This window comes from Micromonospora peucetia (genome assembly GCF_900091625.1).
Lineage (GTDB): Bacteria > Actinomycetota > Actinomycetes > Mycobacteriales > Micromonosporaceae > Micromonospora > Micromonospora peucetia.
Genome location: NZ_FMIC01000002.1, coordinates 3,735,681 through 3,755,493 on the forward strand (window position 1 = coordinate 3,735,681; position 19,813 = coordinate 3,755,493).

Annotated in this window: 15 protein-coding genes and 1 pseudogene; 13 read left to right on the forward strand and 3 right to left on the reverse strand. The window is 74.6% G+C overall.

Features of this window, described 5'->3' with window-relative positions; translation table 11 throughout:
* Positions 1-40: 40 nt before the first annotated feature.
* Positions 41-562 (forward strand): DinB family protein, encoded by a 522-nt coding sequence (locus tag GA0070608_RS17500; protein WP_091629347.1) that lies wholly within the window; start codon positions 41-43, stop codon positions 560-562.
* Between the two features lie 16 nt (positions 563-578).
* Here the strand turns inward: GA0070608_RS17500 and GA0070608_RS17505 are convergent, their stop codons facing one another.
* Positions 579-1,451: a carbohydrate kinase family protein gene (locus tag GA0070608_RS17505; protein WP_091629350.1), complete on the reverse strand. Its 873-nt coding sequence runs from the start codon at positions 1,449-1,451 to the stop codon at positions 579-581.
* A gap of 424 nt (positions 1,452-1,875) precedes the next feature.
* Between GA0070608_RS17505 and GA0070608_RS17510 the strand changes: the two genes are divergently transcribed.
* On the forward strand, positions 1,876-5,148 hold the full coding sequence (locus GA0070608_RS17510; protein ID WP_091629352.1) for a DEAD/DEAH box helicase: 3,273 nt from the start codon (positions 1,876-1,878) through the stop codon (positions 5,146-5,148).
* Entirely contained in the window at positions 5,145-6,230 is a 1,086-nt protein-coding gene (locus GA0070608_RS17515; RefSeq protein ID WP_091629355.1) for an SWIM zinc finger family protein, read from the forward strand. The genes GA0070608_RS17510 and GA0070608_RS17515 overlap by 4 nt, the downstream gene beginning before the upstream one ends.
* 31 nt (positions 6,231-6,261) lie before the next feature.
* Here GA0070608_RS17515 and GA0070608_RS17520 read toward each other — a convergent pair whose 3' ends face one another.
* Positions 6,262-6,519 (reverse strand): DUF3040 domain-containing protein, encoded by a 258-nt coding sequence (locus tag GA0070608_RS17520; protein WP_091629357.1) that lies wholly within the window; start codon positions 6,517-6,519, stop codon positions 6,262-6,264.
* Positions 6,520-6,994: 475 nt separating this feature from the next.
* Between GA0070608_RS17520 and GA0070608_RS17525 the strand changes: the two genes are divergently transcribed.
* From GA0070608_RS17525 to GA0070608_RS17545, 5 genes and pseudogenes are all read left to right on the forward strand, one after another.
* Positions 6,995-9,067 carry a DUF1800 domain-containing protein gene (locus tag GA0070608_RS17525; RefSeq protein WP_091629359.1) on the forward strand — a complete coding sequence of 691 codons (2,073 nt, stop codon included), beginning with the start codon at positions 6,995-6,997 and terminating at the stop codon, positions 9,065-9,067.
* A gap of 8 nt (positions 9,068-9,075) precedes the next feature.
* Positions 9,076-10,455, forward strand: coding sequence for a DUF1501 domain-containing protein (locus GA0070608_RS17530; protein ID WP_091629361.1), 1,380 nt, complete (start codon positions 9,076-9,078; stop codon positions 10,453-10,455).
* On the forward strand, positions 10,452-11,873 hold the full coding sequence (locus GA0070608_RS17535) for a ferredoxin reductase family protein (protein WP_091629363.1): 1,422 nt from the start codon (positions 10,452-10,454) through the stop codon (positions 11,871-11,873). The genes GA0070608_RS17530 and GA0070608_RS17535 overlap by 4 nt, the downstream gene beginning before the upstream one ends.
* Before the next feature lie 10 nt (positions 11,874-11,883).
* On the forward strand, positions 11,884-12,474 hold the full coding sequence (locus GA0070608_RS17540; protein ID WP_091629365.1) for an FMN-binding protein: 591 nt from the start codon (positions 11,884-11,886) through the stop codon (positions 12,472-12,474).
* A 217-nt stretch (positions 12,475-12,691) separates the two neighbouring features.
* Positions 12,692-13,411 (forward strand): annotated as a pseudogene (locus tag GA0070608_RS17545) (FAD:protein FMN transferase); the annotation flags it as partial.
* Positions 13,412-14,035: 624 nt separating this feature from the next.
* On the opposite strand, the gene GA0070608_RS17550 reads toward GA0070608_RS17545, so the two are convergent.
* On the reverse strand, positions 14,036-14,707 hold the full coding sequence (locus GA0070608_RS17550; RefSeq protein ID WP_091629367.1) for a bifunctional DNA primase/polymerase: 672 nt from the start codon (positions 14,705-14,707) through the stop codon (positions 14,036-14,038).
* Positions 14,708-14,953: 246 nt separating this feature from the next.
* Between GA0070608_RS17550 and GA0070608_RS17555 the strand changes: the two genes are divergently transcribed.
* From GA0070608_RS17555 to GA0070608_RS17575, 5 genes are all read left to right on the forward strand, one after another.
* Positions 14,954-16,183: a helix-turn-helix domain-containing protein gene (locus GA0070608_RS17555; RefSeq protein ID WP_091629369.1), complete on the forward strand. Its 1,230-nt coding sequence runs from the start codon at positions 14,954-14,956 to the stop codon at positions 16,181-16,183.
* A 16-nt stretch (positions 16,184-16,199) separates the two neighbouring features.
* Positions 16,200-16,772 carry a flavoprotein gene (locus GA0070608_RS17560; RefSeq protein ID WP_091629372.1) on the forward strand — a complete coding sequence of 191 codons (573 nt, stop codon included), beginning with the start codon at positions 16,200-16,202 and terminating at the stop codon, positions 16,770-16,772.
* A gap of 174 nt (positions 16,773-16,946) precedes the next feature.
* Positions 16,947-17,783, forward strand: coding sequence for a Nif3-like dinuclear metal center hexameric protein (locus tag GA0070608_RS17565; protein ID WP_176733978.1), 837 nt, complete (start codon positions 16,947-16,949; stop codon positions 17,781-17,783).
* Positions 17,773-18,510 carry a zinc ribbon domain-containing protein gene (locus GA0070608_RS17570; RefSeq protein ID WP_091629378.1) on the forward strand — a complete coding sequence of 246 codons (738 nt, stop codon included), beginning with the start codon at positions 17,773-17,775 and terminating at the stop codon, positions 18,508-18,510. The genes GA0070608_RS17565 and GA0070608_RS17570 overlap by 11 nt, the downstream gene beginning before the upstream one ends.
* A 3-nt stretch (positions 18,511-18,513) precedes the next feature.
* Positions 18,514-19,740 (forward strand): bifunctional RNase H/acid phosphatase, encoded by a 1,227-nt coding sequence (locus GA0070608_RS17575; RefSeq protein ID WP_091629380.1) that lies wholly within the window; start codon positions 18,514-18,516, stop codon positions 19,738-19,740.
* Positions 19,741-19,813: the final 73 nt, after the last annotated feature.

Here is a 19,813-nt window from a genome sequence, read left to right on the forward strand (position 1 = left end):
GGGGCAGCGGATCGGGGCACCCGGGCCCTAGAGTCGGTGGATGGCGGAGATGGCGATCGATCCCACCCTCGGCCCGGTGTTGGCGCGCACCGGTGACGAACGGGCCGTGCTCGAATCCTTCCTCGACTTCCACCGGGGCGTGCTGCTGCGCAAGCTGCGCGGGCTCTCCGACGCCGACGCGGCCCGCCGGCTGGTGCCCTCGGCCACCACCGTCGCCGGCCTCGTCAAACACCTGATCCTGGTGGAACAGAACTGGTTCCCGCGCCTGCTCGCCCCCGACTCGGGCGACGTCCACCTCACCTCCGAGCAAGACGCGTTGGACAGCTTCACGCTCACCGACGGCGACACCGTCGAACGCCTCGCCGCCGCGTACGAGCAGGCCTGCGCCCGGTCCCGGGAGGTCGCCGGGCGGTTCGACCTCGACCACGTCGTGCCGCAGCCGCAGCTCGGTGAGGTCTCGCTGCGCTGGATCCTGGTGCACATGATCGAGGAGACCGCCCGGCACGCCGGGCACGCCGACATCCTCCGCGAGCTGACCGACGGCGCCACCGGCGCGGTCTGAGCGCCGCCCGACGGCATCAGCGACGCGGCAGCAGGCCGGGCGGATACTCCATGCCGTCGTGGGTGCAGGCCGCCGCGGCGACCCGGGCCGCGAACGCTGCCGCACCGGTCAGCGACGCGCCGCGCAGCCGGCCGGCGATCACGCCCGCCGCGAAGGCGTCCCCCGCGCCGTTGGTGTCGACGACCGGCGCGGGCGGCTCGGTGGCGGGCACCAGCGTCGGGTCGCCCGTGCCGGTGTGCAGCTCGGCGCCGTCCGCCCCCCGGGTCACCAGCACCGTGCGGGGCGCCAGCGCGGCGGCGAGGGCGCCGGCCCCCGCGCCCAGCCGGACTCCGCTGACGAAGACCAGGTCGGCCACCTCGGCGAAGGGCCGGTGGTAGGCGTTCGCGCCGTCCCAGTCGTGCAGGTCGGTGGAGACGACGGCCCCGTCGGCGAGCCCGGCGCGCAGGGCGGGCAGCAGCGGGAGCGTCCAATCCATGATCGACAGGTGTACGTGCGCCGCCTCCCGGGCCAGCGCCGTCACCTCGGCCGCCGGGAACGGGGCCGGGCCGTGCCAGGGGCGCGGGTCGTACAGCGACATCCGGCGGCCCGTCGGGTCGACCATGTTCACCGACCGCCGGGTGCCGGCCGAGGCGTCTCCCAGCACGGCGTGCACGCCGGTGCGGGCCAGGGCGGCCCGGACCACGTCGCCGGCCGGGTCGGCACCGATGACGTCGATCACCGCCACCCGCAGCCCGAGCGCGTGCCCGGCGAGGGCCACCCCGGCACCGGTGTTGCCGATCCGCAGCTCGATCGGGTCGACGGCGACGGAATCGGCGGCCGGCAACGGGATCGCGGGCACCCGCACCCGCACGTCGACACCGAGCCCGCCGACCACGAGAAGGTCGTACACGCGCCCGAGGCTAGCGCCTCGTCTGTGAACGTGGGTCGGGTGACTGGCCGCAAGCGGCGCCGCGACCGCCCCCGGAGACGGCGCGACCCGAGCCGCGCGGGAGATCTTGGTGAGAAACGGCCCTTCCGGGGGCCGTTTCCTGCCAAGATCTCCCGTCATCCTGAGGAGTGGAACGGGTTCCCGGAACATGGACGCTGGCGATTCGCCAGCTCGACCCAGGCACTGAAAGTCGGGCGGGGCCAGAGGGGTGACCCGCGCGCCGGGCGGGGCTTCCGTTGGGCGGGGCCGGGCGGCCGGTACCCGGCGACCGCTGGTCGGCGGGCATGCGCCGCTCGCGGCTGCGATCGGCGTGCTGCCGGACACTGCGCGGCTTTGCCGGCGCCGGCCCGATATCCTCGCCGGGGTCGCCGGGAGGAGGGGTCACGTGCTGGTCGTCCACGGGGTCTGGCGCGCGGGCGTCGGGCTCGCCGTCTGGGCCGAGGACAGCACGCTGCCGGCGCACGCGCCGCGCCGCCCGGGCCGGGCGCCCCGGGAACGGCCGCACCCGTTCGCCGCCGACCACACCGCGCTCGCCGCCGCGCTGGCCGGCACGGCTGAGCCCGCCGACCTCGGCACGGCGCTGCTCACCCTCCCCACCCGGGCCGGTACGCCGCTGGACTCCCCGGAGCTCGTCCGCGCCGACGCCGACGGGGCGGTCCGGGGCCCGGTCACCCTCGCCGGGTGGCGGGTTCCCGTCCTCTGGTACGCCCCCGACGCCGCCCTGCCCCTGCTGCGCGGCCTCGACGAGGTGGTCGCCGTGTCGGGCGCGACCCTGCGCCACCTCGCCGGGCTGGCCGACTTCGCGGTCGACCTGGCCGCCCGGGGCCGGGTCCTGCCCGGCCTCGCCGAGCCGCCCCTGCCGCCGGCCAGACCGGCCCGGGCCGGAGCCGCGGTATCAGCCAGGGCTGCCGGCAGGTCGCCGGCGGGGGCCACCGCCCGGGCGGTGTGGCAGCCGCTGCTGACCGGCACGGACGCCGCCTGGGCCCGGGCGTTGGCGCTGGCCCTGCCCCCGGCTGCCCGCGCCGCCGCCGGGCCGGACGAACCGGGCTACCCCGACGCCACCGACGCCTCGGGCACCACGTCCGGCGCCGGTCGCCGCCGCCCCGTGCGGCCCGGCCCGCCCGCCGGGCGCCACCGGTCCGGGCCGGACGCCGACGACGCGCCGGGCACGCTGGTCGCCGACGCGCTCGACGCGCTCACCGATGCCGCCGTCCGGGCGGCCCTGGCGGAGACCGCGCTGGCCCGGGGCGTACGCCCGAACGGCGCGGTTCCCGCCTGGCTGGCCGCGCTCACCGGACCGGTGCGGGAGTTCGCCGCCGACCCGGTCGCGCTGGACATCCTCCACGCCGAGCTGGACGCCTGGCAGCGCGACGCGGCCGGTGGCGCGGTGCGGGCGAGTTTCCGCCTGGTCGAGCCGCCGGCCGACGAGGACACCGAGCCGGTCGTCGTGGTGCCCGCCGATCCGGTGGCGACAGACCCGGCGACGACGGGACCGGCCGGGCGGTGGCGGATCGAGTTCGGTCTCCAGGCGGCCGACGAGCCGAGCCTGCACGTGGACGCCGGGCAGGTCTGGCGGGCACCGGAGACCGTCGCCGGGCTGACCGGTCGCGGCGACGACCCGCAGGAGACACTGCTCGCCGAGCTGGGCCGCGCCAGCCGGCTCTGGCCCGAGTTGGACACCGCCCTGCGTACGGCCACGCCGGAGGCACTGGAGCTGGACATCGAGGGGGCACACCAGTTCCTCCGCGAAGGCGCGCCGGTGTTGCACGCCGCCGGGTTCGCCGTGCTGCTGCCGTCCTGGTGGCGGCGCCCGTCGTCCCGGCTCGGCGCCCGGTTGCAGGCCCGCAGCCGGACCGCCCCGGGCACCGTCGCCACCACCGCCGGCGGCATCGGGCTGGACGCCCTCGTCGACTACCACTGGGAGGTGTCCCTCGGCGACCAGCCGCTCACGGCCGAGGAACTGGCGTCGCTGGCCGCGCTGAAGACCCCGCTGGTGCGGCTGCGCGGGCAGTGGGTGGAACTCGACCCGAAGCGGCTCGCCGCCGGCCTGCGGCTGCTCCGCTCATCCGGCGAGCTGACCGTCGCCGACCTGCTCCGGCTCGGCCTGGCCGACGCCGAGCAGCCGGACGCGCTGCCGGTGCTGGAGGTCAGCGCCGACGGCGCGCTGGGCGAGCTGCTCGCCGGGGCGGTGGAGCGGCGGCTCGCCCCGCTGGACCCACCGCCGGCGTTCCACGGGACGCTGCGGCCGTACCAGCGCCGGGGGCTGGCCTGGTTGGCGTTCCTACAGTCCCTCGGGCTCGGCGGGGTGCTCGCCGACGACATGGGGCTGGGCAAGACGGTGCAGTTGCTCGCCCTGCTCGCCGGGGACCCGGCCGATGCCGGCCCGACCCTGCTGGTCTGCCCGATGTCGCTGGTCGGCAACTGGCAGCGGGAGGCGGCACGGTTCACGCCGGGTTTGCGCGTACACGTGCACCACGGCGCGGAGCGGGCGCGGGGCGCGGCGTTCGACACGGCCGTGCGGGACGCGGACCTGGTCCTCACCACCTACTCGGTCGCGGCCCGCGACGCGGTCGACCTGGCCGGCATCGACTGGCGGCGGGTGGTGATCGACGAGGCCCAGGCGATCAAGAACGCCGCCACCCGGCAGGCCGAGGCGGTCCGGGCCCTGCCCGCCCGGCACCGCATCGCCGTCACCGGCACGCCCGTGGAGAACCGGCTGGCGGATCTCTGGTCGATCATGCAGTTCGCCAACCCGGGCCTGCTGGGCCCGGCGGCGACCTTCCGGAAGAAGTACGCCGAGCCGATCGAGCGGCACGGCGACGCCGAGGCGGCCGAGCGGTTGCGCCGGATCACCGGCCCGTTCGTGCTGCGCCGGCTCAAGACCGACTCCTCGATCATCTCCGACCTGCCGGAGAAGCTGGAGATGGAGGTGGTCTGCAACCTCACCGCCGAGCAGGCGTCGCTCTACCGGGCGATCGTCGACGACATGCTGGCGCGGATCGAGTCCAGCGACGGCATCGAGCGGCGGGGGCTGGTGCTCGCCGCCATGACCCGGCTCAAACAGGTTTGCAACCATCCCGCGCAACTGCTGCGCGACGGCTCGGCGCTGGACGGCCGCTCCGGCAAGCTGGCCCGCCTGGAGGAGATCCTGGACGAGGTCCTCGCGGCGGGGGAGCGGGCCCTGCTGTTCACCCAGTACGCCGAGTTCGGCGGGATGCTGCGCGGCCACCTGTCGGCCCGCTTCGGCCGGGAGGTGCTCTTCCTGCACGGCGGAGTCGGCAAGGCCGACCGGGACGCCATGGTCACCCGGTTCCAGGCCCCGCAGGGCCCGGCGATCTTCGTCCTGTCACTCAAGGCCGGCGGCACCGGGCTCACCCTCACCGAGGCCAACCACGTGGTGCACGTCGACCGGTGGTGGAATCCGGCCGTCGAGGACCAGGCCACCGACCGGGCGTTCCGGATCGGCCAGCGGCGCCGGGTGCAGGTCCGCAAGTTCGTCTGTGCCGGCACGGTGGAGGAGAAGGTGGCGGCGCTGATCGCCGACAAGCGCAGCCTCGCCGCCTCGGTCGTCGGCACCGGCGAGCAGTGGGTCACCGAGCTGTCGACGACGCAACTGCGCGAACTGTTCACCCTGGAGGCCGGGGCGGTGGTGGAGTGAGCGGGCAGCCGGCCCGCGACGGCGGGACGAACGGCCGGTTCGCCGACTACGGCCGGCCACGCCGGATCGACGGCGGGCTGAAGGCGCGCAGCACCCGGGGCGCCATCGGCCAGTCCTGGTGGTCCCGGCGTTTCCTGGAGGTGCTGGAGTCCTTCGCCCTCGGCACCAGGCTGACCCGCGGCCGGTCGTACGCGCGGGCCGGTCAGGTGGTCCGCCTGGACGTCGCCCCCGGCGAGGTCAGCGCCGCCGTGCAGGGCTCCCGCGCCCGCCCGTACGAGGTGAGCATCGCCCTGCACCCGTTCCCGGCGGCGCTCTGGGCCCGCATCGAGGCGGAACTGGCCGCCCAGGCGTTCTTCAGCGCCCGGCTGCTCGCCGGTGACCTGCCCCCGGAGCTGGAGGAGTTGTTCGCTGCTGCCGGCGCCCCGCTCTTCCCCGCGGACGTGGCGGAGCTGCGGCAGTGGTGCAGCTGCCCCGACTTCGCCGTCCCCTGTAAACATCTCGCGGCCACGTTCTATCTGCTCGCCGAGGCGTTCGACGCCGACCCGTTCCAGTTGCTGCACTGGCGGGGCCGGGGCCGGGCGGAGCTGCTCGACCGGCTGCGCATCCTGCGGGCCGCCGGACCCGTCGGCGACCGGCCGGACGCGACAGGCTCCGTGCCGTCGGACGCGACAGGCTCCGTGCCGTCGGACGCGACAGGCTCCGTGCCGTCGGACGCGACAGGCTCCGTGCCGTCGGACGCGACAGGCTCCGTGCCGTCGGACGCGACAGGCTCCGTGCCGTCGGACGCGCCGGGCACCGTGCTGTCGGACGCGCCGGATCGTGGCGAGCCGGGTGCCGGACGGGACACCGTGGACGCCCCGCCGGTCGGGGCGGCGCGGGCGCTCGCCGGCCTGCCGGCAGCGCCGCTGGGCGAGGCGGTCGACCGGTTCTGGCTGCCGCCGGTCCCGTTGCCCGACCGACCGCCCAGCCTGCCGACCGGACCGGACCTGCTGCTGCGGCAGCTCGGCGCGCCGGCCCCCGCCATCGGCGGACCCGGTCTTGTCGAGCGGCTGCGGCGGGCGTACCAGCTTCTCGGCCGGTGAGACGGCCGGCGGAACGGTACGGGACTCCGGGTCACAGCCAGCGGCGACGGAACCGCCACATCACCGCGGCGTTGGCCACCAGGACCACCGCGCACAGGGCCCCGGCCAGCCGCCCGGCCAGCACGGTAGTCGCCGGCAGTGAGGCCCACAGCACGATCGTCAACAGCATCAGCCAACGGCCGCGACGGGCCCGGGCCCGGCTGTCGAGCCGGGCGAAGAACGCCGGATCACTCTCCCGGAGCTGACGGGTGATCTGCTCGAACCTGCGCTGATCCTCTTTGCTGAGCATGTGCCTTCCCCTCACGTGTTCAGCGGTTCGGCGGCATACCCGCTGCGACGGCCGCTCACGCTCCCGTCCTGCTGCTACTTTGCGGCCCGGTCCGGCGGCACCGGTCCGCCCGCCGGTCGGTCGCGCTCGGGCCGCCCGCAGGTGAGCGGGGAAACGCCTCAGCTGCGGCTTAGTCGAACCTTAAATTTGTCTGTACCGATGAAAGTGGCGTCCCGCGTCGGGTGGGCGGGAATCGTCGGGTCCGGGCCGGGACGTGCCGCGTACGCCCTGCTCCGGAGGTCCGTACCGCGCCGGGTGGAAGCCCGGCGCCACCGACCCGCGTTGAGCTGCGCCTTAAGTGCCGTCGTGGGGGCTTCCGGTGCTGCTTGAAGGCACCTGAACGGTTCACTACCTTCCGGTGCAACCCCCTCAGGCACCAGCCGCCGCACCTGCACCCCGTGCCAGCCGTCGCGGCGCAGCAGAAACGGATTGGTACATGGCCGACCAGAATGTGCCACCACGTCGACCACGGGACGGCCGCGGATGGGACGGACGCCAGCACCCCGCCGCCGACGGTCACCGCGACACCCCCGCCCCCGCCCCGTACGGCCCCGGCGCGTACCCGCAGCACCAGGGTGGACATCTCGCCGACCCGCGCGGCCAGTACGCCCACGCCGGGCATCCGCCCGCGCGCGGGCCGCAGTGGGTCGGCCCGGACGGCTTCGCGCGGCAGGCAGGCGCGCCGTCACCCGGCCCGGTACTGCCCGATCTGGACGATGACGACGAGCCGGGCCGCGGGGTCGGCCGCCGCAGGGCCCTCGCCACCCTCGGCGGCACCGCGGCCGTGGTGGCCGGTGGCGCCGCCCTGGCGATGACCCCGCAGGTCCGCAGTCTCTTCGGTGACGAGGCGGTGGCCGGCGACGCCACCGGCGCCACGGTCACCGACGGCACCCCCGCCCGCCCGAGCGGCCAGCAGCCGAGCATGGTACGCACCTACACCGAGCAGAACGAGAGCTACATGGGCTCCCGGGCCGGCGAGGCGCTGAAGAAGAACGCCCCGACCGGCGGCCGCACCTTCTCCGGGCCGGCCGCTGCCGCCGCGGAGACCAAGGTGACCGTCAAGACGGTGCTCGCCAAGGATCCGATCCTGCACCTGGCCCGGCGGGCCACCTTCGGCGCCACCGGGCAGGTCGTCGCCGAGATCAAGGAACGGGGCATCGACGGCTGGCTGCGCTGGCAGCTCGACCCCGACAAGATCGCGCCGACCAGGGCCGAGCTGAAGCTCGCCGACCTGCCTACGCTGAAGCTGGGCACCGCGCAGCTGCGCGAGCAGCGCGACCAGCTCAACGAGCGGGGCGCGCACCCGGAGAAGGAGATGGTGGACGCCACCATCGCCCGGCAGATCTGGTCGAACCGGCAGCTGTTCGAGGTGATGGTCGACTTCTGGAACGACTTCCTGCACGTCGCCGCGGACTTCGACGGCGGCGAGGTGTACCGGGCGTCCTTCGACCGGGACGTCGTGCGGGCGCACGCCCTCGGCAGCTACCCCGAGATGTTGCTCGCCGCGAACCGGCACCCGGCGCTGCTGCTCTACCTCAACCAGAACGAGTCCCGCGGTGACGCGGTCAACGAGAACCTGGCCCGGGAGAACCTGGAGCTCTACTCGGTCGGCGTCGACGGCGGCTACACCGAGAAGGACGTCCGGCAGGCGGCCCTGCTCCAGACCGGCCGGGGCGTCAACGACGGCAAGTACGTGTTCCGCCCCGAGCGGCACTACCTCGGCAAGGTGAAGGTTCTCGGCTTCACCCACGCGAACAACTCGAAGGACCCGAAGAAGGCCGAGGCGGCCATCGACGCGTACCTGACGTACATCGCGCTGCACCCGTCCACCGCGAAGTACGTGGCGCAGAGCCTGGCCACCCGGTTCGTCTCGGACACCCCGCCGAAGTCCCTCGTGGAGCGGCTGGCCAAGTCGTACAGCACCAACAAGGGCATGATCAAGCCGGTGCTGATGACGCTGTTCAGCTCCTCGGAGTTCTGGGCGGCGGTGGGGCAGAAGGTGCGCCGGCCGATGGAGTACCTGGTCGCCACGTACCGGGCACTGGGCGTGTCCCCGGAGGCGTCGCCGAAGCACGACAACGGCGACAGCAAGCGCACCCCGTACGCGCGGGGACTGCGGCAGGTCCACGACCGGATGCGCGAGCTGGGCCAGTATCCGATGGGCCAGCCCACCCCCGACGGCTACCCGGACGTCTACGTGGCCTGGACCTCCGCCGGCACCATGGTCAACGGCTGGAACGAGGCGGGCGAGCTGCTCGCCGGGCGGCGCACCGTCTTCACGTACACCCCGGCGGAGAAGCTGGTGGCCAGGCCGCCGGCCACCGCCGGGGCGTACGTGGACGCGCTGGCCCTGCGGTTGGTGGGCCAGAAGCTGAGCGCCCGGGAACGGTCCCTGATCCTCGGCGTGGCCGGCGTGCCGGCCGGCGACCGGGTCGACGCCACGTTCGACGGGGCCGTCACCGCCGTCGCGCGGGCGATCCTCGCTTCCCCCCAGCACCACCTCCGGTGAGGCATCCGATGGAGAAGACTGTGCACACGTTCCCCCTGCACCCCGAATGCCCCGACCTGCGGCGGCTGGCCGACGACCCGGCCGAGGCGCTGCTGCGGGCGGAGGCCGACATCGTCGCCGCCGAGAACGCCGCCGAGGCCGACCGCTACCGGCGGCTGGAGGACCTGGAGGAGGCCCAGCAGGACGGTCGCGGCGTCAGCCGGCGGACGTTCGTGGCCGGCGCCGCCGCCACCGCCACCGCCCTGGCGACCGCCCAGTTCGTCACCACCTCGGCGTCGTTCGCAGCTACCAAGACCGGCACCCTGATCCACGTCTTCCTCTACGGCGGGCTGGACGGGCTGAGCCTGGTCGCCCCGGCGGACGACCCGGTGCTCGCCAAGGCCCGCCCCGACCTGCTGCTCGCCGACGACTCCCTGGCGGTGGGCCGAGGCTTCAAGCTCACCAGCGCGTTCAAGCCGCTGGAGAAATGGCTGAAGAGCGGCAACCTCGGCTTCGTCCCGGCGGCCTCCGACGAGCGGCTGTCCCGCAGCCACTTCCAGGCCGCCGACGCCTGCAACCTGGGCGGCCTGCCCAGCCAGACCGGCGGCCGGGGCTGGCTGGACAGCCTGGTCGACACGCTCGGCACAGGCACCGCGTTCCGCAGCGTCGGCATCGGCAGCACGCTGCCCCGGTCGCTGGTCGGCAACAACGGCGCGCTCTCCCTCAACAGCGTCGGCTCGCTGCGGCTCAACGGCGACGACCGGTACCGGGCCGCGACCGAGAAGGCGATCAAGGGCCTCTTCACCGGGATCAACCACCCGGTGCAGGAGGCCGTGCAGGACGGCCTGGGCGCGCTGTCCACCGCGCAGCGCCTCGCCGCGAAGCCGTACCAGCCGGCCGAGGGCGTCGAGTACAAGGGCGTCGGCTACGCGTTCCAGCAGCTCGCCCAGCTCATCAAGGGCGGGGCGAACGTCCGGGTCGCCACCGTCGGGATGGGCGGCTACGACACCCACGAGAACCAGGGCACCCGCGAGGGCGGCCAACTGCACCGGCGGCTGAACGAACTGGCCGGCGCCATGGCGGCGTTCCTCACCGACCTGGGGGAGAGGTCCGCCGACGTGACCATCATGGTGTCCAGCGAGTTCGGCCGACGGGTCGCCTCCAACGGCGGTGGCACCGACCACGGCCACGGCGGGGTGGTCACCCTGCTCTCCGGCCGCAAGCTCGCCGGCTCGCTGCTGGGCACCTGGAACGGGCTGGACGACCTGGACTCGGGCGACGTGCCCGAGTACAACAACATGTTCAACGTCTACGGGTCCGTCGCGCAGGGCCGGTTCGGGCTCACCAACGCACAGGTGGACAAGATCTTCCCCCGGCAGAAGTACACCCCGATGAAGCTGTACGCGTGACGTACCCGCGCGCCCACGCCGCCGGCCGCCGCACCGGGACGACCCCGTCCCGTCCCGGCGGCCGGCCGGCTGCGGACGTACGCCCGCTGGTGCCGCCACGACGCGGACCCGGCGGTCGGCGGCTGCTGGCCGCCCTGCTCGTCGTCGGACTGCTCGCCAGCGTGCTGCCCTGGTGGCTGGACACCCCCGCCGCGTCGTTGCGGACGATGGCCGCCACGGTCACCGCGGCCGGCCGGATCAGCGGGCTGATCGCCGGCTACCTGCTGCTCGTACAGGTGCTGATGATGAGCCGCCTGCCGGTGCTGGAACGCTGGGCCGGTAGCGAGCGGATCGCCCGCTGGCACCGCGACGTCGGGGCCACCCTGCTGGTCGCGGTGCTCGCGCACATGTCGCTGATCCTGGTCGGCTATGCCGGCCTGGAGGACAACTCGGTGCTCACCGAGGCCGGCGTGCTGCTGCGCGACCACGAGAACATGGTCGCCGCGTTCGCCGCCGCCGGCATCCTGGTGCTGGTCGGCCTCACCAGCGTCCGGGTGATCCGGACCGCGCTGCCCTACGAGCTGTGGCACGCCCTGCACCTGTCGAGCTACCTGGTGCTGCTGCTCGGCTTCGGCCACCAGTTCAGCAACGGCGCGCAGCTGTTCCGGCCCGGCCCGGTGCGCACCTTCTGGATCGCGATGTACGCACTGGTGCTCGCCGCCCTGCTCTGGGGCCGGGTGGTCGCGCCGCTGGCATTCAACCTGCGGCACCGGCTGCGGGTCGCCGACGTGGTCGCGGAGAACCCGGACACCATCTCGATCTACCTGACCGGACAGCGGCTGGAGCGGCTGGAACTGCTCGGCGGGCAGTTCTTCCGCTGGCGTTTCCTCGCCCGGGGCTGCTGGTGGCAGGCACACCCGTTCTCGGTCTCCGCCGCAGCCAACGGCCGCTGGCTGCGGCTCACCGTCAAGGTGGTCGGTACGCACACCGCCGACCTGCGCGACCTCGATCCCGGCACCCGGGTCTGGGCGGCGGGGCCGTCGGGCACCTTCACCGCCGCCCATCGCACCCGCGAGCGGGCCCTGCTGATCGCCGGCGGCAGCGGCATCACCCCGATCCGGGCGATGCTGGAGGAGTTGCCGCCCGGCGCCGCGCTGATCTACCGCGTCCGCACCCCGGCCGACGTGCTGCTGCACCGCGAACTGGACTGGCTCGCCGAGGCCCGGGACACCGCCATCTGGTACGTCGTCGGCTCCCGCGACGACCCCGGCCCCCGCCAGGTGATGAGCCGGGACGGGCTGCGCCGGCTGGTGCCCGACGTCGCCCGGCGTGACGTCTACCTCTGCGGACCGCCCGGCCTGGTCGAGCAGTCGCTGCGGGTGCTCCGCCAGGCCGGCGTGCCCCGTCGGCAGATCCACGTCGCCACGTTCGAACTGTAGGAAGGCATCCATGCGCCGCGCCCTGCTCGCCATCACCGGTTTGGCAGCCGGCACCACCGCCATGGTGGTGCTGAAGGGCTCGCCGGGCGCCGCCCCGGTCGCCCAGGACCTGCCGGCGGAGCGGCCGACCGTGGTCCCCGCCCCGGCCGGTCCGACCCCGAGCGGCGGGGACACCGCCGGCACGCCGCAGCCGGCCGACAGCACCGCGTCGCCCCGCCCCGGCCGCACCGCCACCCGGGCGTCGACGAGCCGGCCCAGCGCCACCACCCGGGCGCCGTCCGCCCCACGCACCACCACGAAACCGCCGCCCGCGCCGACCACCCGTACCGTCACCGGGCCGGTGGTGGAGAACGAGTACGGCAACGTCCAGGTGCAGATCACCCTCTCCGGGACGCGGATCGTCGACGTGGTGGCCCTGGAACTGCCCGAGGAGACCGCCCAGTCCGACCAGCGCAGCGAACAGGTCGACGGCCGCTACAGCGGCAGCTCCGGGCTGGTGGTGCAGCGGCAGAGCGCCGACGTGGACACCGTGTCCGGGGCGACCGCCACCAGCACCTCGTACAAGCGGTCGTTGCAGGCCGCGATCGACCGGGCGAACTGACGTGCCGACGTCGGCCTCGGCCGCCGCCCCGACAGCTCTCCCGACGGTGGCCTCGGTGACGGCGCCACAGCATGATCCGGGCGTGAGCCCGCCGGTGTCGGCGGCGCCGCGGCATGATCCGGGCGTGAGCCCGCCGGAGCCTGCTGCGCCGCTGCGGCGCGATCCTGGCGGGTGTCCGCCGGAGAGCCGGCCGGGGCTGCGTCGGGTCGAGCAGGTCATGGGTACCGCGATCAGTCTCGACCTCGCCGACGACCTGCCCGCCGCCGAGCTGGACGAGCTGGCCGGTGGCGTGTTCACCTGGCTGCGCGAGGTGGACGCCCGGTTCAGCACGTACCGGGCAGACAGCGAGGTGTGCCGCGTCGACCGGGGCGAGCTGCCGCTCTCCGGGGCCAGCGCCGACCTGCGGGCCGTGCTGGCGCGCTGCGCCGACCTGTGGAAGGCCACCGACGGCTTCTTCGACGTGTACGTCACCGGGCGGCTCGACCCGTCCGGCTACGTCAAGGGCTGGGCGGTGCAGGTCGCCTCGGACCGGCTGCTCGCCGCCGGGGCGGCGAACCACTGCCTGAACGCCGGCGGTGACGTGCGGGTACGCGGCCACTCCTCGACCGGGCAGCCCTGGCGGATCGGCGTCCGGCACCCGTGGGACGCGATGTCCACCTGCCTCGTGCTCACCGGCACCGACCTGGCCGTGGCCACGTCCGGCGTCTACGAGCGCGGCCACCACGTGTACGACCCGCGTCGGGGCGTACCGGCCCGGGGGTTGCGCTCGGTCACCGTGGTCGGATCGGACCTCGGGCTGGCCGACGCGTACGCCACCGCAGCCGTGGCGATGGGCCCCGCCGGCCTCGCCTGGCTGGCCGCCCTACCCGACCACCGCCACGCCGTCATCTCCGACAACGCCCACCTCCACCACTCCACCCCCTCCCCTGACCACCCCCGCGCCCCCGCGCCGCCCTTGCGCCCCCGCGCCGCCCTTGCGCCCCGCCCGCCCCCGCGCCCCCGCGCCCCGCCCCCGCGATCTTGCAGCTTGGGCCCTCGATATGCCCTGATCGCCCGATATTCCGGGGCCGAAAGTGCAAGATCGACGGCGCGGGGAGGCGTTGGGCGGGGCGGGGAGGCGTTGGACGGGGCGGGGAGGCGCTGGGCGGGGCGGGGTGGGGGAGGGCGGGGGAGGCGGCTGGGGTGGTTAGCGGAAGGGGCGGGTGGTGGCGGGGCGGGAGCCTGGGGGGCGGGGGCGGCCCGGACGGGAGCCGAAGGGGCGGGTGACCGGCCAGCGGCGGCGTGGCCGGTGCTGCCGGGGTGGCGGCTCTGCGCCGTCCGGCTGGCGCGTGGTGTCGTCGGTGGACATGTAACCCCCGCTCCCGGCGCGGGTGCGCCGTCGCCGTACTCAACGAGCGCCGGCCCTCCGGCGTCGCTGCCGAGCCGCCGTCATCTGCCCCGACCGGGGCGGCGGCAACTGCCGTCACCGCGCTCCGACCGGGCAGGGCAGCCGCCGTCATCTGCTCCGACCGGGCAGGGCAGCCGCCGTCGCCTGCCCCGACCGGGGCGGCGGCAGTTGCCGTCATCTGCCCCGGCGGGGCAGGGGCAGGTGTCCGGGGAGCAGGTCGGAGGTGACTGTGACGCCGGTGGCCCGCAGGGCCTCGATCAGCGCGTTCTGCACCAGGTAGGAGTCGGGCAGTTGCCAGCGGGCCTGTTCGGGCGCGACCGCCCACCGGACGGTGCCCTCCGGCAGCCGGGTCGGCGGGGCGGGGATCCACGAGCCGGGACCGTGCCGGACCACGTGGAAGCAGTGGTCCAGTTCGGGGCGCAGCGGGTCGCCGGGGCGGACCAGGAACATCCAGCGGCCGGTCGGGGTCACCAGCACCGGCCCGCGTACGCCGACGCCGGCCGGGTGCGTCCGGACCGCGTCCAGCACGTGTCGGCCGAGGTGCGTGGGGACCTCCAGCACGTCGAAGGTCCGCCCGGTCGGCAGCAGTACGCCGTGCGGCCGGGTACGCCACCAGGTGGCGACCCGGGCCGGGTCGGCGCTCGCCGCGTTTTCCCAGTTCTCCAGTGCGGGATGGCAGCCGACCGTCGGGCAGCCGGCTCGTCCGCAGACGAAGCGGCTGCGGGCGAGGCAGGCTCCCGGGGTGACGTCCCAGCCGTGCAGGGCGTACCGCACCGCCACCCGGCGCAGCCGCACCCGCTCCAACGGGGACAGTTGAACGACGCGCGGTGCGACATTCCCCCACATGTGCCATCTCCCCTCGCCGGACCCCGGCCGGTGCCCAGGTCGCATGTCGAGCACCGTCACTGCCGTAACCCGTGATCGTTGAGCTGACGAACGGCTGATGCAACTTGCACGAAAACTACGAGGACTGTCTGTACGGCTGACGTACACGCTGTGCGACCAGCGAAAACCTGAGACGTACGGATCGCCGCAACCGGGAGGACCGGCCGGCACACCCGCCGGAGCGGGCACAGGGAGAGGGACGGGTAGATGGACGAGTTGCCCATCGGGCGGCGGGTGGCCTACTGGCGGGGGCGGCGCAAGATGTCGCAGCAGGTCTTCGCGGACCGGTTGGGTAAGTCGAAGAGCTGGGTCGACAAGGTCGAGCGCGGGGTGCGCCGGCTGGACAAGTTCTCCGTCCTCTACGAGATCGCCGACATCCTCCAGGTCGACGTGCAGTTGCTGCTCGGCAAGGACCCGGAGCGGCGTACGGACGCGCTGAACTGCATCGACCAGGTCGAGGTGCAGGAGATCCGGGCGGCGCTGGAGCGGTACGACTCGATGAGCGCGTACTTCGACGCCGTGTCGTACCCGCCGCCGCTGGCCGACATGCGCAAGGCCGTCAACCACGCCTGGCTGACCTACCAGTACGGCCGCTACGGGATGCTCACCCGGGCGTTGCCGAAGCTGCTGCGTGACGCCCAGGCCGCCGACGCGGGCTATCGCGGCGAACACGCGCGCGAGGCGGCCCACCTGCTCGGGCAGGTCTACCAGATCGCCTCGTCGGTGCTGCGCAAGCTGGGCGAGTGCGACCTGGCCTGGCTGGCCGCCGACCGTTCGATGGCGGTCGCCCAGCGCGCCGACGACCCGCTGCTGGCCGGCATCGCCACCACCCGGGTCTGCAACGCGCTGGTGGCGATGGGCCGGCCTCGACCCGCCCTCGAACTCAACGTCACCATCGCCAACCGGCTCGCCCCCGGTGGCGGCAACGAGGCGTCCCCGGCTCTGCTGTCGGTCTACGGGATGCTGCTGCTCCAGGGCGCGATGGCCGCCTCCCGGATCGGCGACTCCGCCACGGTCGACGACCTGATCAACGGCGCGCAGGAGGCGGCCACCCTGCTGGGCGGCGACCACAACCACTACTGGACCTCGTTCGGGCCGACCAACCTGGAGCTGCACCGGGCGGCGGCGGCGGTCGAGCTGGGTGACGGCGGCCGGGCGGTGGAGGTGCACCGGCAGAAGATCCAGGAGCCGGCGTTCAACGCGCTGCTGCCCGAGCGCCGGGCCCACCACCTGCTGGACATCGCCCGGGGCTTCGCCCAGATCGGCGACGTGGCCAACGCCGGGGAGATGCTGCTGCGCGGCGACCGCCTCGCCCCGTCGGAGATCCGCTGCCGGCCGATCGCCCACGAAGTCATGTCGGACATCCTGCGTCGCACACGTGGTGCGCCGCCTTCTCCGATTGCGGAGTTGGCTGAGCACATGGGAGTAGGGGTATGAGCGTGGAGCTGGCCTGTTGACCGGCCCGCACCCGAGCAGCGAGCGCCGTGAGGTGCTCTACGTCATCGCCTGCGGTTCGCCGCTGGCCCGCCACGTCGGCCGGCTCGTCGAGCTGGCACACCAGGACGGCTGGGACGTCTGCGTGGTCACCACGCCGGACGGCGCCAAGTTCGTCGACCGGGCCGCGCTGGCCCGGCAGACCGGCCATCCGGTCCGCACCCACTACAAGAACCCGGGCGACTTCGACGTGCTGCCGCAGGCCGACGCGATGATCGTCTGCCCGGCGACGGTCAACACCGTCAACAAGTGGGCGGCCGGGATCACCGACACGTTGGCCCTCGGGCTGCTGGTGGAGGCGCAGGGTCTGGGGGTGCCGGTGGTGGCGGTGCCGTACACGAACACGGCGATGGCGGCCCACCCGGCCTTCCGGGCCGGCGTCGCCCGGCTCGCCGAGTGGGGGGTCACGGTGCTCTTCGGCGACGACTTCCTCCCGTTGCACGCGCCCGGCACCGGCGAACGGCACCTGCACGCCTTCCCGTGGGCCGTGAGCCTCGCCGCCGTGCGGGACCGGCTCTGCCCCGTCGCCTGACGCGAAGGGAAGGGTCCCTTGCTGGCGCCATGCGTCAGCAAGGGACCCTTCCTCGCGTCCCGGAGAGCGGTGGGGACACGCCGTCGCCTCGGTGGGCGACACCCCCGGGCGCGGCCCGCGCCGGTAAGCTGGCCCGCCGTGAGCACCGATGCGGTCCCGCCGACCGTCGCCGACGTGGTCGCCGAGCTGGAGCGGCGCTATCCGCCGGCCTGGGCCGAGGACTGGGACCGGGTCGGGCTGGTGCTCGGCGAGCCGGGCGCCCTGGTGCGCCGGGTGCTCTGCGTGGTCGACGTGGTGCCCGAGACGGTCGCCGAGGCGCTCGACGCCGGCGTCGACATGATCGTCGCCCACCATCCGTTGCTGCTGCGCGGCGTCTCCTCGGTGGCTCCCACGACCTTCAAGGGCCGGATCGTCCACCAGCTCATCAGGTCCGACGTGGCGCTGTACGTCGCGCACACCAACGCCGACGTGGCCGACCCGGGGGTCTCCGGCGCCCTCGCCGCCCGGTTCGGGCTGACCGGGCTGCGCCCGCTGCACCGGCCCGCGCCCGGTTCGCCCGCGCACGGTGGTGGCCGGGGGATCGGCCGGGTCGGCGAGCTGCCGGAGCCGATGACGCTGGCGGAGCTGACCCGGCACGCCGCCGCAGTGCTGCCCGCCACCGCCTGGGGAGTTCGCGCCGCCGGGGATCCCGGGCGTATGGTTCGTACCCTCGCGGTCAGCGGTGGCTCGGGGGACAGCTTCCTCGCCGACGCGACCGCTGCCGGGGTGGACGCGTTCCTCACCGCCGACCTGCGCCACCATCCGGCCGGCGAGCACCTGGCCGCCGGCGGCCCGGCCCTGCTCGACGCCGCCCACTGGGCGACGGAACGACCGTGGCTGGACGACCTGGCCGCCCTCCTGCGGGAGGCGACGGGTGTCGAGACGCTGGTGTCCGACCTGGACACCGACCCGTGGACCGTACACGCCGCCCCACCCGCGGCGGACGACAAGGAGCCCGACCGTGAAGGCTGACCCCCAGGTCCAGCGCCGCCTGCTCGACCTCCAGGCGATCGACACCACCCTCGCCCAGCTCGCCCACCGCCGCCGTTCGCTGCCCGAGCGGGCCGAGCTGGACGCGCTGGCCCGGGAGCTGTCCGCGCTGGAGGACGAGCGGGTCCGCGCCCAGGTGGCGGTCGACGACCTGGACCGGGACATCGCCCGCATGGAGAAGGACGTCGACCAGGTGCGGGCCCGCAAGTCCAAGAACGAGGCCCGGCTCACCGCCGGTACCGGTCCGGCGCGGGAGCTGGAGGCCCTCCAGCACGAGCTGGTCTCGCTCAACCGCCGCCAGGGCGACCTGGAGGACGCCGAGCTGGAGCTGATGGAGCAGCGGGAGACGGCCCAGGGCGTGCTGGACGGAGTCGAGAAGCGGCTCGCCGAGGTGCGGGAGAAGCGCGACGCCGTCGAGCGGCGCCGTGACGAGAGCCTGGCCGAGATCGCCAAGGAGGAGGAGTTCAAGCGCGGCGCCCGCCAGCCGCTGGCGGGCGACCTCCCGGTGGACCTGGTGCAGCTGTACGACAAGATCCGCGAGGACACCGGGCTCGGTGCGGCGCTGCTGACCGCCAGCCGGTGCGGCGGCTGCCGCCTGGACCTCTCCGGCGCCGACCTGGCCCGGATCCGCAAGACCGCGCCGGACGAGGTCGTCCGCTGCGAGGACTGCCGGCGGATCATGGTCCGCACCAACGAGTCCGGCCTGTAGCCCGTGGCGCCGCGCGTGGTCGTCGTCGAGGCCGACGGCGGGTCCCGGGGCAACCCCGGCCCGGCCGGCTACGGCGCGGTGGTCCGCGACCAGGACACCGGTGAGGTGCTGGCCGAGCGGAGCGAGTCGATCGGTGTCGCCACCAACAACGTCGCCGAGTATCGCGGGCTGATCGCCGGGCTGGAGGCCGCCGCCGAGCTGGGTGCCGCCGAGGTCGACGCGCGGATGGACTCGAAGCTGGTGGTCGAGCAGATGTCCGGCCGCTGGCAGATCAAGCACCCGGGGCTGCGCCCGCTCGCCGCGCAGGCCGCCGTCCTGGTGAGTCGTTTCGCCGCCGTCCGGTTCCACTGGATCCCCCGGGAACGCAACCGGCACGCCGACGCCCTCGCCAACGCCGCCATGGACGCCGCCGCCGGCCGGGCCCCCGCCGCCCGGGCCGCCGTCGTCCCGCCGCGCGTCGTGGAGCCGCCGCGTGAGGTCGCCGGCCCCGACTCGTCGGCCCGGGCGAGAGCCCGCGAGGTGGCCGCCCGGGCCGCGTCGACGGCGACCTCGGGCACCGACCCGGCCACCGCGCCCGCCTCCTGGGAGCCGCGGCCGAGCTTCACCGCCACCCGGCTGATCCTGGTCCGGCACGGCGAGACCGCGTACACCGAGCAGCGCCGCTACTCCGGCCGCGGCGACGTGCCGCTGTCGGAGCGGGGCCGGGCCCAGGTCCGGGCCACGGCTGCCCGGGTGGCCGCGCTGGCCCCGAGCGTGGCGGCCGTGGTCAGCTCACCCCTGTCCCGGTGTACGGCGACCGCGGAGGCGATCGCCGGGGTGCTCGGCGGCGTGCCGGTGCGCCGCGAGGACGACCTCATCGAGTGCGACTTCGGAGCCTGGGAGGGGCGCACCTTCGCCGAGGTCCGCGAGGAGTGGCCGGGGGAGATGGACGCGTGGCTAGCCTCGACCCGGGTGGCCCCGCCGGACGGCGAGTCGTTCGTCGACGTCGCCGAGCGCTGCCGCCGCGCGGTCGACGGGCTGTGCCGGGCGTACCCCGGGGAGACCGTGGTGGTGGTCTCGCACGTCTCGCCGATCAAGCTGGTGCTGCGTGACGCGCTCGCGGCCGGCGACGGCTTCCTGCACCGGCTGTTCCTGGACGCGGCCGGCATCTCGGTGCTGGACACCTGGCCCGACGGCGGCGTCGCCGTCCGCACGGTCAACGACACCGCGCACCTGGACGCGGTCGGCTAGCTGGCGCGGGTCGGGAGGATTCGTCAAGGTCGTGACGTTCCCGCGAATCTGTTGACAGGCCGCCGGCAGCCGT

Bases quoted from the DNA above. Each gene is read 5' to 3' on its own strand.
- GA0070608_RS17530 (WP_091629361.1), top strand. From the start codon at position 9,076: ATGGAGAAGACTGTGCACACGTTCCCCCTGCACCCCGAATGCCCCGAC.
- GA0070608_RS17525 (WP_091629359.1), top strand. From the start codon at position 6,995: ATGGCCGACCAGAATGTGCCACCACGTCGACCACGGGACGGCCGCGGA.
- GA0070608_RS17520 (WP_091629357.1), bottom strand. From the start codon at position 6,519: ATGCTCAGCAAAGAGGATCAGCGCAGGTTCGAGCAGATCACCCGTCAG.
- GA0070608_RS17540 (WP_091629365.1), top strand. From the start codon at position 11,884: ATGCGCCGCGCCCTGCTCGCCATCACCGGTTTGGCAGCCGGCACCACC.
- GA0070608_RS17500 (WP_091629347.1), top strand. From the start codon at position 41: ATGGCGGAGATGGCGATCGATCCCACCCTCGGCCCGGTGTTGGCGCGC.
- GA0070608_RS17555 (WP_091629369.1), top strand. From the start codon at position 14,954: ATGGACGAGTTGCCCATCGGGCGGCGGGTGGCCTACTGGCGGGGGCGG.
- GA0070608_RS17550 (WP_091629367.1), bottom strand. From the start codon at position 14,707: ATGTGGGGGAATGTCGCACCGCGCGTCGTTCAACTGTCCCCGTTGGAG.